This is a genomic window from Isoptericola chiayiensis, from assembly GCF_013149805.1.
Classification (GTDB): Bacteria; Actinomycetota; Actinomycetes; order Actinomycetales; family Cellulomonadaceae; genus Isoptericola; species Isoptericola chiayiensis.
Map to the genome: position 1 here is coordinate 167,390 of NZ_JABEZT010000002.1, position 14,337 is coordinate 181,726.

General features: G+C 72.7%; 14 protein-coding genes. 10 read left to right on the forward strand and 4 right to left on the reverse strand.

Features of this window, described 5'->3' with window-relative positions:
- The first annotated feature begins 3 nt into the window (after positions 1-3).
- The 10 genes from HDG68_RS03705 (at position 4) to HDG68_RS03750 (ending at position 9,790) form a co-directional block, all read left to right on the forward strand.
- A complete protein-coding gene (locus HDG68_RS03705) occupies positions 4-504 on the forward strand; it encodes an OsmC family protein (RefSeq protein WP_172149432.1) in 501 nt (166 codons plus the stop codon).
- A gap of 64 nt (positions 505-568) precedes the next feature.
- Positions 569-2,545: an excinuclease ABC subunit UvrC gene (uvrC, locus tag HDG68_RS03710; protein WP_172149434.1), complete on the forward strand. Its 1,977-nt coding sequence runs from the start codon at positions 569-571 to the stop codon at positions 2,543-2,545.
- On the forward strand, positions 2,542-3,477 hold the full coding sequence (gene rapZ / locus HDG68_RS03715) for an RNase adapter RapZ (RefSeq protein ID WP_172149436.1): 936 nt from the start codon (positions 2,542-2,544) through the stop codon (positions 3,475-3,477). Before uvrC ends, rapZ begins: the two co-directional genes overlap by 4 nt.
- A 72-nt stretch (positions 3,478-3,549) precedes the next feature.
- Positions 3,550-4,494: a gluconeogenesis factor YvcK family protein gene (locus HDG68_RS03720; RefSeq protein ID WP_343037412.1), complete on the forward strand. Its 945-nt coding sequence runs from the start codon at positions 3,550-3,552 to the stop codon at positions 4,492-4,494.
- Between the two features lie 4 nt (positions 4,495-4,498).
- On the forward strand, positions 4,499-5,479 hold the full coding sequence (gene whiA / locus HDG68_RS03725) for a DNA-binding protein WhiA (RefSeq protein WP_172149438.1): 981 nt from the start codon (positions 4,499-4,501) through the stop codon (positions 5,477-5,479).
- 249 nt (positions 5,480-5,728) lie between these two features.
- On the forward strand, positions 5,729-6,733 hold the full coding sequence (gap, locus tag HDG68_RS03730; protein ID WP_172149440.1) for a type I glyceraldehyde-3-phosphate dehydrogenase: 1,005 nt from the start codon (positions 5,729-5,731) through the stop codon (positions 6,731-6,733).
- Between the two features lie 143 nt (positions 6,734-6,876).
- On the forward strand, positions 6,877-8,076 hold the full coding sequence (locus tag HDG68_RS03735; RefSeq protein ID WP_172149442.1) for a phosphoglycerate kinase: 1,200 nt from the start codon (positions 6,877-6,879) through the stop codon (positions 8,074-8,076).
- A 78-nt stretch (positions 8,077-8,154) separates the two neighbouring features.
- A complete protein-coding gene (tpiA, locus tag HDG68_RS03740) occupies positions 8,155-8,922 on the forward strand; it encodes a triose-phosphate isomerase (protein WP_216648035.1) in 768 nt (255 codons plus the stop codon).
- A 174-nt stretch (positions 8,923-9,096) separates the two neighbouring features.
- Positions 9,097-9,342: a preprotein translocase subunit SecG gene (gene secG, locus HDG68_RS03745; RefSeq protein WP_172149446.1), complete on the forward strand. Its 246-nt coding sequence runs from the start codon at positions 9,097-9,099 to the stop codon at positions 9,340-9,342.
- A 148-nt stretch (positions 9,343-9,490) separates the two neighbouring features.
- Positions 9,491-9,790: an RNA polymerase-binding protein RbpA gene (locus HDG68_RS03750; RefSeq protein ID WP_216648036.1), complete on the forward strand. Its 300-nt coding sequence runs from the start codon at positions 9,491-9,493 to the stop codon at positions 9,788-9,790.
- A gap of 51 nt (positions 9,791-9,841) precedes the next feature.
- Here the strand turns inward: HDG68_RS03750 and pgl are convergent, their stop codons facing one another.
- Genes pgl through tal form a run of 4 tightly spaced genes read right to left on the reverse strand, consistent with a single transcriptional unit; the run spans position 9,842 to position 14,281 of the window.
- Positions 9,842-10,597, reverse strand: coding sequence for a 6-phosphogluconolactonase (gene pgl, locus HDG68_RS03755; RefSeq protein WP_172149450.1), 756 nt, complete (start codon positions 10,595-10,597; stop codon positions 9,842-9,844).
- Positions 10,594-11,547 carry a glucose-6-phosphate dehydrogenase assembly protein OpcA gene (locus HDG68_RS03760; RefSeq protein WP_172149452.1) on the reverse strand — a complete coding sequence of 318 codons (954 nt, stop codon included), beginning with the start codon at positions 11,545-11,547 and terminating at the stop codon, positions 10,594-10,596. The genes pgl and HDG68_RS03760 overlap by 4 nt, the downstream gene beginning before the upstream one ends.
- A gap of 28 nt (positions 11,548-11,575) precedes the next feature.
- A complete protein-coding gene (gene zwf / locus HDG68_RS03765; RefSeq protein WP_172149454.1) occupies positions 11,576-13,117 on the reverse strand; it encodes a glucose-6-phosphate dehydrogenase in 1,542 nt (513 codons plus the stop codon).
- A gap of 51 nt (positions 13,118-13,168) precedes the next feature.
- Positions 13,169-14,281 (reverse strand): transaldolase, encoded by a 1,113-nt coding sequence (gene tal, locus HDG68_RS03770; protein ID WP_343037413.1) that lies wholly within the window; start codon positions 14,279-14,281, stop codon positions 13,169-13,171.
- Between the last annotated feature and the right edge of the window lie 56 nt (positions 14,282-14,337).

Consider the following 14,337-nt stretch of genomic DNA (forward strand, 5'->3'; position numbering starts at 1 on the left):
GCCATGGGAGCCCAGCACTCGTACACGGCCGCCGTCGCGTGGCCGCCGGCCGGAGCGGATCCGGCGGCCGCGGCGACGACGTCGTACACCGCCTACACCCGTGACCACGACGTCGCCCTGCCCGGCCGTCCCGTGCTGCCCGGCAGCGCCGACCCGGCGTTCCGCGGCGACCCCGAGCGGTTCAGCCCCGAGGACCTCTTCGTGGCCAGCCTGGCGCAGTGCCACATGCTGTGGTTCCTGCACCTGGCCGCCGAGAGCGGGCTGGTGGTGCGCGAGTACGCCGACGACGCGACCGGCACGATGCGGGTCGAGTCGCGGGGCGAGGGACAGTTCAGCGACGTGACCCTGCGGCCGCGGATCGTCGTGGACCCGGGCGAGGAGGCCGACGACGAGCGCGTCGCCCGGCTGCACGAGCGTGCGCACGCCCTGTGCTTCATCGCCCGCAGCGTGAACTTCCGCGTGCTCGTCGAACCCGCGCCGCTGCACCTGACCGGCGGCTCCTGACCGGCCCGCCCCGGGCCCCGGGGCGACGGTCGGCGATGTCGGAGACCTGACCTACCCTGGGCGCATGGCGGACCCTGCGACCTACCGGCCGAGACCGGGGGAGATCCCGACGTCGCCGGGGGTGTATCGCTTCCGCGACCGGCACGGCCGCGTCGTGTACGTCGGCAAGGCGAAGAACCTGCGCCAGCGGTTGTCGAACTACTTCCAGGACGTCGCGAACCTCCACCACCGCACGCAGCAGATGGTGACCACGGCGGCCTCGGTCGAGTGGACGGTCGTCGGCACCGAGGTCGAGGCGCTGGCGCTGGAGTACTCCTGGATCAAGGAGTACGACCCGCGGTTCAACGTCAAGTACCGCGACGACAAGTCGTACCCGTACCTCGCGGTGACGATGGGCGAGGACGTCCCGCGCGCCCAGGTGATGCGCGGGCGCAAGCGCCGCGGCACCCGGTACTTCGGTCCGTACGGTCACGCGTGGGCGATCCGCGAGACGCTCGACCTGCTGCTGCGGGTGTTCCCCGTGCGGACCTGCTCGGCGGGCGTCTACCGCCGCGCCCAGCAGTCCGGTCGTCCGTGCCTGCTCGGCTACATCGACAAGTGCTCCGCCCCGTGCGTCGGTCGGATCAGCCCCGAGGACCACCGTGCCCTGGCCGGCGACCTGTGCGACTTCATGGCCGGGGACACCGGCCGGTTCGTGCGGCGGCTCGAGAAGGAGATGGCCGAGGCGGCCGAGCACCTCGAGTACGAGCAGGCCGCCCGGCTGCGGGACGACCTGGGCGCGCTGCGCCGCGTCACCGAGAAGAACGCGGTCGTGCTCTCCGACGCCACCGACGCCGACGTCTTCGCCCTGGACGGCGACGACCTCGAGGCCGCCGTCCAGGTCTTCCACGTCCGCGGCGGCCGCATCCGCGGCCAGCGCGGCTGGATCGTGGAGAAGGTCGAGGACATCGGCGACGGCGAGCTCGTGGAGCACCTGCTGCAGCAGGTGTACGGGCCGGTGGAGGACGCGCGGGACGTTGACCTGTCCGACCACCAGGCGCGGGCCGCGGTCCGCGACGCCGTCCCGCGTGAGGTGCTGGTCCCGGTGCTCCCGCCCGATCTCGAGGAGGTGACGGACTGGCTGTCCGGACTGCGCGGCGCCCGCGTCGAGGTGCGCGTGCCGCAGCGCGGCGACAAGCGTGAGCTCGCCGAGACGGTGCGCCGGAACGCCGAGCAGGCGCTCGTGCTGCACCGCACCCGGCGGGCCGGCGACCTGACCACCCGCAGCCAGGCGCTGTCCGAGCTGCAGGAGGCGCTCGGCCTCGACGAGGCGCCGCTGCGGATCGAGTGCTACGACGTCTCCCACACCCAGGGCACCTATCAGTCCGCCTCGATGGTGGTCTTCGAGGACGGTCTGCCGCGCAAGGGGGAGTACCGCTCCTTCTCGGTCCGGGGCCCGGACGGCGACGGCGCGGCCGACGACACGGCGGCCATGCACGAGGTCATCACCCGCCGGTTCCGCCGCTACCTGGCCGACCAGCACGCCCACCCGGACATCTCCGGACCGGCGGACGGCGACGCGGGGGCGGAGAAGCGGCGGTTCGCCTACCCGCCGCAGCTCGTCGTCGTCGACGGCGGACCGCCCCAGGTGGCGGCCGCTGCCCGTGCCCTGGCCGAGCTCGGCATCACCGACGTCGCCCTGTGCGGGCTCGCCAAGCGGCTCGAGGAGCTGTGGGTGCCCGACGACGACTACCCGGTGATCCTGCAGCGCGCGTCCCAGGGCCTCTACCTGCTGCAGCGCGTCCGTGACGAGGCCCACCGGTTCGCGATCGCGCAGCACCGCCGCCGCCGCAGCAAGGGCATGACGGTCTCCGTCCTGGACTCCGTGCCCGGGCTCGGGCCGGCGCGGCAGCAGGCCCTGCTGGCGCGGTTCGGCTCGGTCAAACGGATGCGCGCCGCCACCGCGGAGGAGATCGCCCAGGTCAAGGGCGTGGGGCCGAGCACCGCGCAGGCCGTGGTCGACGCGTTGTCCGGCTCCGGTGCTGGCATGCTGGACCCATGAGCGAACCGTCGCCCATCACCGTCCCGCACGGCATCCCCGAGATCGAGGCCGCGACACCGGCCCCCGGCCGCACCGAGCCCGAGGTGCTCATCATCACCGGCATGTCCGGTGCCGGGCGCACCCGCGCCGCCGGCGTCCTGGAGGACCTGGACTGGTTCGTCGTGGACAACCTGCCGCCGATGATGATCGTCCCGCTCGTCGACCTGATGACCAAGGCGGGGTCGTCGGTCGAACGGCTCGCCGTCGTCGTCGACGTCCGCGGCCGCGAGTACTTCTCCGAGCTGGCCCAGGCGCTGGACCACCTCCGCTCGGCGGGGGTGAACTACCGCATCCTGTTCCTGGACGCCTCGGACGAGGTCCTCGTGCGCCGGTTCGAGAGCGTGCGGCGCCCCCACCCGCTGCAGGGGGACGGCCGCATCCTCGACGGCATCAGCACCGAGCGCCGGGTGCTGGCCTCCATCGCCGAGCGAGCCGACGTCGTCGTCGACACCACCGACAAGTCCGTCCACGACCTCGCCAAGGAGGTCCGCGACGCCGTCGCCGGTGGCGCGGTGGACTCGCTGCGCATCAACGTCGTCGCGTTCGGCTTCAAGTACGGCCTGCCCCTGGACGCCGACCACGTCGCCGACGTGCGGTTCCTCGCCAACCCCTACTGGATCAGCGAGCTGCGCCACCTGACCGGCAAGGACGAGGCCGTGCGCCGCTACGTCCTCGACCGACCGGGTGCCCTGGAGTTCGTGGACCGGTACGTGGCGGCGCTCGAACCGGTCCTGGCCGGCTACCTCGCCGAGGAGAAGCGGTACGCGACCATCGCCGTCGGCTGCACCGGCGGCAAGCACCGCTCGGTCGCCATGGCCACCGAGATCGCCGAACGGCTGCGCACCGCCGGCCACCGCGTCACCGTCACGGCACGTGACCTCGGGAAGGAGTAGGACCTGACTGCGGACACGACCCGAGCGCACGGCCCCCGGGCGACGGACCGCTCCGACCGACCGGGCCCCACGGTGGTCGCCCTCGGCGGGGGACACGGGCTCTCCGCCGCGCTCGGCGCGATGCGGCTCCTGACCGACCGGCTCACCGCGGTGGTCACCGTCGCGGACGACGGCGGCTCGTCGGGCCGCCTGCGCTCCGAGCTGGACGTGCTGCCCCCGGGTGACCTGCGCATGGCCCTGGCCGCGCTCTGCGACGACTCCGAGTGGGGCCGCACCTGGAGCGACCTGCTCCAGCACCGGTTCGCCTCGGACGGGGAGCTCGACGGCCACGCCATGGGCAACCTGCTCATCGTCTCGCTGTGGCAGCGGCTCGGCAGCACGGTCGAAGGACTCGACTGGGTGGGCCGCCTCCTGGGCGCTCGCGGCCGCGTGCTCCCGATGGCGTCCGTGCCGCTGGTGGTGGAGGCCGACGTGGCGCACGGCGAGCGGCGCGACACCGTCGTCGGGCAGAGCCGCGTGGCCGTCACGGACGGACTGATCGAGCAGCTGCGGCTGGTGCCCGCCGACCCGCCCGCCTGCCCGGAGGCGGTGCAGGCGGTCCACGACGCCGACTGGGTCGTGATGGGGCCCGGCTCCTGGTACTCGTCGGTGCTGGTCCACCTCCTCGTGCCGGGACTGGCCACCGCGCTGCACACGACGACGGCGCGGCGGTGCGTGACGCTGAACCTGAGCGCGGAGAAGGGCGAGACGCACGGGTTGAGCGCCACGGCCCATCTCGACGCGCTGCGCCGGCACGCCCCGGAACTGGCCGTCGACGCGGTCCTCGTCGACCCGTCCGCGGTGGGTGACGTCGACGAGCTGGAACGTGCGGCGGCCGCCCTCGGGGCGGAGCTGGTGGTGCGGCCGGTGCGGCGGGGTGACGGGTCGGCCCGCCACGACACGCTCCGGCTCGCGGCGGCCTACCACGACGTGTTCGAGGGCACCGGACGGCGGCGCGGGTCGCCCGTGGCAGGATGACGCCATGGCGCTGACGAGTGAGGTGAAGGACGAGCTGTCGCGGGTCGTGGTGACGCGGACCTCCTGCCGCAAGGCGGAGGTCTCGGCGATGCTGCGGTTCTCGGGAGGACTGCACATCATCTCGAGCCGCGTGGTGATCGAGGCGGAGCTCGACTCCGACGTGGTCGCCGCGCGGCTGCGCCAGGCGGTGTCCGACCTGTACGGGCACACCAGCGAGCTGATCGTGGTGCGGGCCGGGGGGCTGCGCAAGCAGGACCGGTACGTGGTGCGGGTCGTGCGCGACGGCGAGTCCCTGGCCCGCCAGACCGGCCTGCTGGACCTGCGGGGTCGGCCCGTGCGCGGGCTCTCGCCCGAGGTGGTCTCCGCCGGCGTCGACGAGGCCGAGGCGGTCTGGCGCGGCGCGTTCCTGGCGCACGGCTCCCTGACCGAACCGGGGCGCTCGATGTCGATGGAGGTCACGTGCCCGGGACCGGAGGCGGCGCTCGCCCTGGTGGGTGCGGCCCGCCGGCTCGGCGTGCAGGCCCGGTCCCGGGAGGTGCGGGGCGTCGACCGCGTGGTGGTCCGCGACGGCGACGCCATCAGCGAGCTGCTCGGTCGGATCGGCGCGCCACGCACCCGGCAGGTGTGGGAGGAGCGGCGGGCCCGCCGTGAAGTCCGCGGGACGGCCAACCGGTTGGCCAACTTCGACGACGCCAACCTGCGGCGCTCCGCTCGTGCCGCCGTGGCCGCCGGTGCCCGGGTGCAGCGCGCTTTCGAGATCCTGGGCGAGGAGGTGCCGGACCACCTGCGGCAGGCCGGCGAGCTGCGGCTCGCCCACAAGCAGGCGTCCCTGGAGGAGCTCGGCCAGCTCGCCGACCCGCAGCTGTCCAAGGACGCCGTGGCCGGGCGCATCCGCCGCCTGCTGTCGACCGCTGACAAGCGGGCGCTCGAGCTCGGGATCCCGGACACCGAGGCGGGCCTGTCACCGGACCTGCTCGACCTGTGAGTCCCTTGCCGCCGGGGCGTGGTCGGACCTCTCGTCTCAGCAGAGGCGGAGATCGGCGTCGGGCAACGGATGGGTATAGGCTCGTGGTTGTCAGGTGACGACGGTGTGACCCTGGACTGACGTCCGGACTGCACGTCGCGGACTCCCACCAGGGTGACGCCGTAACCAGTGGTGCGCCGAGTGCGCGCCAGAGAATGGCATCAACCGTGTGCGCCGGACCCGATCCGGCGCGCCCTGAGGAGGGCTATCGTGACCATCCGCGTCGGTATCAACGGCTTCGGCCGCATCGGACGTAACTTCTACCGGGCTCTCGTGGAGTCGGGTGCGGACATCGAGGTCGTCGGCGTGAACGACCTGACGGACAACAAGACGCTGGCCCACCTGCTGAAGTACGACACCGTGCTCGGCCGGTTCGGCAAGACCGTGGAGTTCGACGACGAGAACATCATCGTCGGCGGCGCCAAGATCCGTGCGCTCGCCGAGCGCGACCCGGCCAACCTGCCGTGGGCCGAGCTCGGTGCGGACATCGTCATCGAGTCCACCGGCTTCTTCACGGACGCCACCAAGGCTAAGGCGCACATCGACGCCGGCGCCAAGAAGGTCATCATCTCCGCCCCGGCGAAGAACGAGGACGCGACGTTCGTCATGGGCGTGAACAGCGACCAGTACGACGCGGCCGCGCACCACGTCATCTCGAACGCCTCGTGCACCACGAACTGCCTGGCCCCGCTGGCCAAGGCGCTGAACGACTCGATCGGCATCGAGCGCGGCCTGATGACGACGATCCACGCCTACACCGGCGACCAGAACCTGCAGGACGGTCCGCACAAGGACCTGCGTCGTGCCCGCGCGGCCGCGCAGAACATCGTGCCGACCACGACGGGTGCCGCCAAGGCCGTGGCCCTCGTGCTGCCCGAGCTCAAGGGCAAGCTGGACGGCTACGCGCTGCGCGTGCCGACCATCACCGGCTCGGCCACCGACCTGACCTTCGAGACCACGAAGGAGGTCACGGTCGAGGAGGTCAACGCCGCCGTGAAGGCCGCCGCCGAGGGGCCGCTCAAGGGTGTGCTGTCGTACGTCGAGGACGACATCGTCTCCTCCGACATCGTCACCGACCCGCACCAGAGCATCTTCGACGCCAAGCTCACCAAGGTGATCGGCAACCAGGTCAAGGTCGTCTCCTGGTACGACAACGAGTGGGGCTACTCCAACTCGCTGGTGTCCCTCACCGAGCTCGTCGGCGCGAAGCTCTGACGACGCCCGACGCTCCGGCGTGACCACGACGTCCGCGGACACGCGGCCCGCCCGTCCCCGCGACGAGAACGGTGCCCGTGTCCGCGGACGTCGTCGTGTCACGGCGCCCCCACCCTCCCGACCGAACCGCACGAGGTGAGCTCATGAAGACGATCGATTCCCTCGGAGACCTGCGCGGCAAGCGCGTCCTGGTCCGCTCCGACTTCAACGTGCCGCTGGACGGCACCACCATCACCGACGACGGACGTATCCGCGCCGCGCTGCCGACGCTGAAGCGTCTGGCCGACGCCGGTGCCCGCGTCGTCGTCACCGCCCACCTGGGTCGGCCGAAGGGCACGCCGGACGCGAAGTACTCCCTCGCGCCGGTCGCGGCGCGGCTGGGCGATCTCCTCGGCCAGGACGTCGCGCTCGCCGAGGACCTCGTCGGGCCCTCCGCCCGCGAGACGGTCGCGGGCCTCGCGGACGGTCGGGTCGCCCTGCTGGAGAACGTGCGCTTCGACGCCCGCGAGACCTCCAAGGTCGACGCCGAGCGTCAGGAGCTGGCCGGCGAGCTGGCCGAGCTCGCCGACGCCTTCGTCTCGGACGGCTTCGGCGTGGTCCACCGCAAGCAGGCCTCGGTCTACGATGTCGCCGAGAAGCTCCCGGCAGGCGCCGGTGAGCTGGTGCTCAAGGAGGTCGAGTCCCTCTCGCGCGCCACGACCGACCCGGAGCGTCCGTACGCCGTGGTGCTCGGCGGGTCCAAGGTCTCCGACAAGCTCGGCGTCATCGCCAACCTCCTGACCAAGGCGGACCGCCTGCTCATCGGCGGCGGCATGGTCTTCACGTTCCTCGCCGCCCAGGGTCACTCGGTCGGCTCCTCACTGCTGGAGGAGGACCAGGTCGAGACGGTCAAGGGCTACCTGGCCGAGGCCGAGCGCAACGGCGTCGAGATCGTCCTGCCCACCGACATCGTCGCGGCGGACTCCTTCGCCGCGGACGCGCCGCACACGACCGTCGCCGCCGACGCGATCCCCGACGGCAAGATGGGCCTCGACATCGGCCCCGACTCGGGCGAGCTCTTCGCGGCCAAGCTGGCCGACGCCCGCACCATCGCCTGGAACGGGCCCATGGGCGTCTTCGAGTTCGACGCGTTCGCCGGCGGCACCCGGGCGGTCGCCCAGGGCATCGTCGACGCCACCGCGAACGGTGCGTTCTCGATCGTCGGCGGCGGCGACTCCGCCGCCGCGGTGCGCATCCTCGGGTTCGACGAGGACGGCTTCAGCCACATCTCGACCGGTGGTGGAGCCAGCCTCGAGCTGCTCGAGGGCAAGGAGCTGCCCGGGCTGAACGTCCTGGCCGGCTGAGCGACGCCGCACGACCCTCCGACCCGAACCACCCTCCGAACGAAGGACACGAACGTGGCCACGAACCGCACGCCGCTGATGGCGGGCAACTGGAAGATGAACCTGGACCACGCCGAGGCGATCGCCGCGGTCCAGAAGCTCGCGTGGACGCTCAAGGACGCGTCGCACGACTACTCCGCCGTCGAGGTGGCGGTCCTGGCGCCCTTCACGGACCTGCGGTCCGTGCAGACGCTGGTGGACGCCGACAAGCTGGACGTCCGCTACGGCGCCCAGGACCTCTCCGCGCACGAGTCCGGTGCCTACACCGGTGAGGTCTCGGGCGCGATGCTCGCGCGGCTGGGCTGCACGTACGTCGCCGTGGGCCACTCCGAGCGGCGCGAGTACCACGCCGAGGACGACGGTGTCGTCAACGCGAAGGTCAAGGCGGCCTTCGGCACCGGTCTGACCCCGGTCCTGTGCGTCGGGGAGGGTCTGGACGTCCGCAAGGCCGGCGACCAGGTCTCCTACACGCTCGCGCAGCTCGACGCCGCGCTCGAGGGTGTGCCTGCCGAGCAGGCGAAGAGCGTCGTCGTCGCCTACGAGCCGGTGTGGGCCATCGGCACCGGCGAGGTCGCGACGCCGGAGGACGCCCAGGAGGTCTGCGGCGCGATCCGTGCCCGCCTGGCCGAGCTGTACGACGCCGAGCTCGCCGACGGCGTGCGGGTGCTCTACGGCGGTTCGGTGAAGTCCGGCAACGTCGCCCAGATCATGGCGCAGCACGACGTGGACGGCGCGCTCGTGGGCGGGGCGAGCCTCGACCCCGAGGAGTTCGCCAAGATCGTGCGGTACCAGTCGCACGTGGCCTGACGACGCCGTCGCCCGGGCGGGCAGGTCCCGCCCCGACGAACGCCTCCCGTGGCGGTCTGCCCCCGGCAAAGACAGGGGTTGGCCACGGGAGGCGTTCGTCACCTAGTCTTGACCCCGCCGGGCAACCCCGGCACCGACAGCCCGCCGTGAGGCGGCCGAGAGCCGAGGACCTCCATGTTCGCCGCGTTGACCATCTTCCTGAACGTCCTGCTCGTGCTGACCAGTGCGTTCCTGATCCTGCTCATCCTGATGCACAAGGGCAAGGGCGGGGGTCTGTCCGACATGTTCGGCGGGGGCATGTCCAGCGCTGCGGGCAGCTCCGGCGTCGCCGAGCGCAACCTGAACCGCATCACCGTGGGGATCGCGCTGGTGTGGGGCGTCGTCGTCGTGCTCCTGGGGATCGCCACCAGGGTGAGCTGACCGGGTTCCCGGACGGCGCACGGTACCGTCCGCGAACAGCACCGTCGGGCCGACGGAAGCAGCGGACGGCCCGTGAACTCGAAGGTGAGGACGTCACGTGGCATCTGCCGGACACGCCATCCGTGGCTCGCGCGTGGGCGCTGGGCCGATGGGGGAGCAGGAGCGGGGTGAGGCCGCCCCGCGCACCCAGGTCTCGTACTGGTGCCTCAACGGGCACCAGACGCGGCCCAGCTTCGCCGTCGGCGAGGAGGTGGAGCCCCCCGAGACGTGGGACTGCCCGCGGTGCGGCTTCCCTGCCGGGCAGGACCCGGCGAACCCGCCGGGTCCCTTGCGCAACGAGCCGTACAAGACCCACCTGGCGTACGTGAAGGAGCGGCGCTCGCCCGAGGACGGGGCGGCGCTGCTCGACGAGGCGCTCGAGACCCTGCGCTCACGGCGCCGAGCCTGACCCGCGCCGGGGTGCGTCAGCGCCCCGGGACCGGGCCCGCCGAGGCCGATGTCAGCCGCGGTCGGCCGCGGCCGCCACGTCGAGCAGCCACAGCGTGCGGTGCCTGCCCACGGCGCGCACGGCCGGCACTGTGGTGACCGGGCCGTCGGCCAGCGCCGCCGCGGCGCGCTCCGCCTTCTCAGCGCCTGCCGCCACGACCCAGACCTCCTCGGCACGTCCGATCGCGGCGAACGTCAGCGAGACGCGTTCCGCAGGTGGTTTCGGCGAGCCGTGCACCCCCACGGTCCAGCCCGGCGCCTCCAGCGCGGGGTGCTCCGGGAACAGCGACGCGACGTGGCCGTCGGGCCCCATGCCCAGCAGGAGCACGTCGAAGGCGGGCGTGCTCGCACCGTCGGGGGCGAACCGGGCGAGCTCGGCCGCGTAGAGCGCGGCCGCCTGCTCCGGGGTCCCGACCTCGTCGTCGCGGGGCGGCACCGCATGGATGTTCTCGGCGGGCAGGCCCGAGGTGGCGACGAGGTCGTCCAGCAGCGCCTCGCGTGCCTGGGTCTCGTTGCGCTCGGCGTCGCCGGCGGCCAGGAACCTCTCGTCCCCCCACCACAGGTGCACACCGGACCAGTCGACGGCGGTGCGCAGCGGGCTGGCCGCCGCGGCGGCCAGGGTCCGGATGCCGACGGTGCCGCCGGTGAGCACGAGGTGCGCGGGCCGGCGGACCGACTGGACGTCGAGCAGGCGGGTGAGGAGGCGGGCGGCGGCGGCCTCGGCGAGGACCTCGGGGTCGGGGTGGACGACGACGAGTCGCGTGCTCATCGCGCCCCCTCGGCCTCGGCGCCGGCGGAGACGGTCGAGACGCGGGCGAGGCCCTTGCCGATCACCTGCCCGTAGATCTCGTCGGGGTCGAGCCGGCGCAGCTCCTCGATGAGCGCCTCGGACAGGGAGCGGATGGGCAGCGCCATGTGCCGCTCGGGCTTGCCGGGCTCGGTGATGGTCACGACGCGACCGTCCGGCCGGTCCATGACGATGTCGCCGCCACGGCGCTCCAGGACCACGCGGGTGATGGCGTCGGAGCCCGGGGTCCGCACGACGGTCGCCGGGCAGCGCAGCTTCAGGCCGAGCCACGCGGCGAGCAGGTCGAGGGACGTGTGCCCGGCCTCGCCCTCGACGCGGACGGCCTGGACGGGCTCGTAGGGGGGCTGGTCCAGGGCGGCGGCGATGAGCCCCCGCCACAGGGTCACGCGCGCCCAGGCCAGGTCGGTGTCCCCCTCGGCGAAGGACGTGGCGAGCCCGGCGAGCATGGCCACGGGATCCTCGGCCGTCGTGGTGTCGGTGATGCGACGCTGCGCCATCGCGCCCAGCGCGTCGGCCGTGGGGTCCAGCGGGCCGCCGGTGGGCCACCACACCACGATCGGCGCGTCCGAGAGCAGCAGCGGCATCACGAGGGTGTCCGTGTGCTCCTCGAGCGGCTCGGCGCAGCGCAGGACGATCACCTCGGAGGCGCCGGCGTCGCCGCCGACCCGGATCTCGGCGTCGAGCCGCCCCGCCTTGGCGCCCGCCGGCGCCGGGGCGACGACCACGACGCGGCACGGGTGCTCGTGGCTGGCCTGGTTCGCGGCCGAGACCGCGGACTCGATGTCCGCCTCCAGCGCAACGACCACGAGCGTGAGGACGCGTCCGAGCGCGACGGCACCGCCCTCGTCGCGCAGGGAGTCCAGCCGCTTGCTGACCGCGTTGGTCGTGGTGTCCGGCATGTCGATGATCATCGGTGTGCTCCTTCGTCGTGCCGGTGGTTCAGGGCCGACGCCAGGTGCGCCCGTCGCGGGCGAGCATGGCGTCGGCGGTCGGCGGACCCCAGGTCCCCGAGGGGTACGGCTCGGGACGGCCCTTCTTCGACCAGTGCGCGATGACGGGGTCGAGGATCTTCCAGGAGAGCTCGACCTCCTCGCGCGTGGGGAACAGCGGCGGGTCGCCGAGGAGCACGTCCAGGATGAGCCGCTCGTAGGCCTCGGGCGAGGACTCGGTGAACGAGTGCCCGTAGCCGAAGTCCATGGTGACGTCACGGACCTCCATGGCGGTGCCGGGGACCTTGGCCCCGAAGCGCAGCGTCACGCCCTCGTCCGGCTGGACCCGGATGACCAGGGCGTTGGAGCCGAGGTCGGAGGTGAGCGACGACTCGAACGGCAGGTGCGGCGCCTTCTTGAAGACGACGGCCACCTCGGTGACCCGCCGGCCCAGCCGCTTGCCGGTGCGCAGGTAGAAGGGGACGCCGGCCCAGCGCCGGTTGTCGATGTCCATCCGCACCGCGGCGTACGTCTCGGTGGTCGACTCGGGGTTGAAGCCCTCCTCCTCGAGGAAGCCGACCACCTTCTCGCCACCCTGCCAGGCGGCGGTGTACTGCCCCCGCGCGGTGTGCCGGTCGAGGTCGCGGGGGAGCCGGACCGAGGACAGCAGCTTGATCTTCTCCGCCCGCAGGGCGTCGGCGTCGAAGTCGACGGGCTCCTCCATGGCCACCAGGGCGAGGAGCTGCAGCAGGTGGTTCTGGATGACGTCGCGCGCTGCCCCGACCCCGTCGTAGTACCCGGCCCGACCGCCGATGCCGATGTCCTCGGCCATCGTGATCTGGACGTGGTCGACGTGGTTGCCGTTCCACAGCGGCTCGAAGAGCTGGTTCGCGAACCGCAGCGCCAGGATGTTCTGGACCGTCTCCTTGCCGAGGTAGTGGTCGATCCGGAACACCGAGTCCTGGTCGAACACCTCGGAGACGACGGCGTCGAGCTCCTGGGCGGAGGCGAGGTCGTGACCGAACGGCTTCTCGATCACGACGCGGCGCCAGGCGTCCTCCGCGGACTCGGACAGGCCGGACCGGGAGAGCTGCTCGCACACCAGCGGGAACGCGCTCGGGGGGACGGACAGGTAGAACGCGTGGTTGCCGCCCGTGCCGCGCTCTGCGTCGAGCGTCTCGACGGTGCGGCGCAGCTCCTCGAACGCGTCGGGGTCGTCGAAGCTGCCCTGGACGAACCGGATGCCCTCGGCGAGCTGCTGCCAGGTGGCCTCCCGGAACGGCGTGCGGGCGTGCTCCTTGACGGCGTCGTGGACCACCTGGGCGAAGTCCTCGTCCTCCCAGTCGCGCCGGGCGAAGCCGGTCAGTGCGAACCCGGGCGGCAGCAGGCCCCGGTTGGCCAGGTCGTAGACCGCGGGCATGAGCTTCTTGCGGGACAGGTCGCCGGTCACCCCGAAGATGACCAGGCCGCAGGGCCCCGCGATCCGGGGCAGCCGCAGGTCCAGCGGGTCGCGGAGAGGATTGTGCTCAGCAGTGATCTTGGCCGGTCTCACGGGGCCCCGTCTCTCTCGTTCGGTGCGTGGTGCGTGTCGGTGAGCAGCCGCTCAGGCGCCGGCGGCGTCCAGACCGGTCTTGGTGGTGGTGAGCAGCTCGTCCCAGCTCACCTCGAACTTGGACACGCCCTCGGCCTCGAGCCGCGCGGTGACGTCCGCCATCGAGATGCCCTGCTGCTCGATCGCGGCGATCGCGGCCGCGGCGGAGTCCGCGGTCCCGGTGACGGTGTCGGCGGGGATCTCGCCGTGGTCGGCCACGGCGTCGAGGGTGGCCTGCGGCATCGTGTTGACCACGCCGGGGGCCACCAGCTCGGTGACGTAGAGGGTGTCCGGGTAGTCGGGGTTCTTCACGCCGGTCGAGGCCCACAGGGGGCGCTGCGGATGCGCGCCGGCCGCCCGGAGGGTCTCCCAGCGCTCGCCGGAGAAGACCTGCTCGTAGGCGGCGTAGGCGAGGCGGGCGTTGGCGATGGCGGCCGTGCCGCGCAGGGCGTGCGCCGCGTCGGTGCCGATCTCCTCGAGGGCGGAGTCGACGGCGCTGTCCACGCGCGAGACGAAGAACGAGGCCACCGAACCGATCGGGGCCAGGTCGTGGCCGTTCTCCCGCGCCTGCTCCAGACCGGTCAGGAACGCCCCCATCACGGCGTGGTAGCGCTCGATGGAGAAGATCAGCGTGACGTTGACGCTGATGCCGGCGGCGAGGGTCTCGGTGATGGCGGGCAGGCCCTCGAGGGTGGCCGGGATCTTGATCATGACGTTCGGCCGGTCGACGGTCGCCCACAGCCGCTTCGCCGTCGCGACCGTGGCGGCCGTGTCCCGGGCGAGGCGCGGGTCGACCTCGATGGAGACGCGGCCGTCGACGCCGTCGGTGCGGTCGTAGACGTCGCGCAGCACGTCGGCGGCCGCGCGCACGTCGTCGGTGGTGATCCACTCGACGGCGGCCTCGACGTCGGTGCCGGCCAGGTCGGCCAGCGCGCCGTCGTAGGCGTCGCCCTCGGACAGGGCGCCGGCGAAGATCGTCGGGTTGGTGGTGACGCCGACGACGTCGTGCGTGCGCACGAGGTCGGCCAGGTTGCCGGTGTCGAGCCGCTCGCGCGACAGGTCGTCGAGCCAGATGGACACCCCGGCCTGCGAGAGCCGGTGGGTGGGGCTGTTCGTCTCGGTCACGGGGATCTCCTGCTTCGTCGCCGGTACGTGTGGTGGTGTGGCCATGGTGGCCGACG

Bases quoted from the DNA above. Each gene is read 5' to 3' on its own strand.
- secG (WP_172149446.1), top strand. From the start codon at position 9,097: ATGTTCGCCGCGTTGACCATCTTCCTGAACGTCCTGCTCGTGCTGACC.
- HDG68_RS03735 (WP_172149442.1), top strand. From the start codon at position 6,877: ATGAAGACGATCGATTCCCTCGGAGACCTGCGCGGCAAGCGCGTCCTG.
- HDG68_RS03760 (WP_172149452.1), bottom strand. From the start codon at position 11,547: ATGATCATCGACATGCCGGACACCACGACCAACGCGGTCAGCAAGCGG.
- HDG68_RS03705 (WP_172149432.1), top strand. From the start codon at position 4: ATGGGAGCCCAGCACTCGTACACGGCCGCCGTCGCGTGGCCGCCGGCC.
- uvrC (WP_172149434.1), top strand. From the start codon at position 569: ATGGCGGACCCTGCGACCTACCGGCCGAGACCGGGGGAGATCCCGACG.
- tpiA (WP_216648035.1), top strand. From the start codon at position 8,155: ATGGCGGGCAACTGGAAGATGAACCTGGACCACGCCGAGGCGATCGCC.
- HDG68_RS03750 (WP_216648036.1), top strand. From the start codon at position 9,491: ATGGGGGAGCAGGAGCGGGGTGAGGCCGCCCCGCGCACCCAGGTCTCG.
- pgl (WP_172149450.1), bottom strand. From the start codon at position 10,597: ATGAGCACGCGACTCGTCGTCGTCCACCCCGACCCCGAGGTCCTCGCC.
- rapZ (WP_172149436.1), top strand. From the start codon at position 2,542: ATGAGCGAACCGTCGCCCATCACCGTCCCGCACGGCATCCCCGAGATC.
- whiA (WP_172149438.1), top strand. From the start codon at position 4,499: ATGGCGCTGACGAGTGAGGTGAAGGACGAGCTGTCGCGGGTCGTGGTG.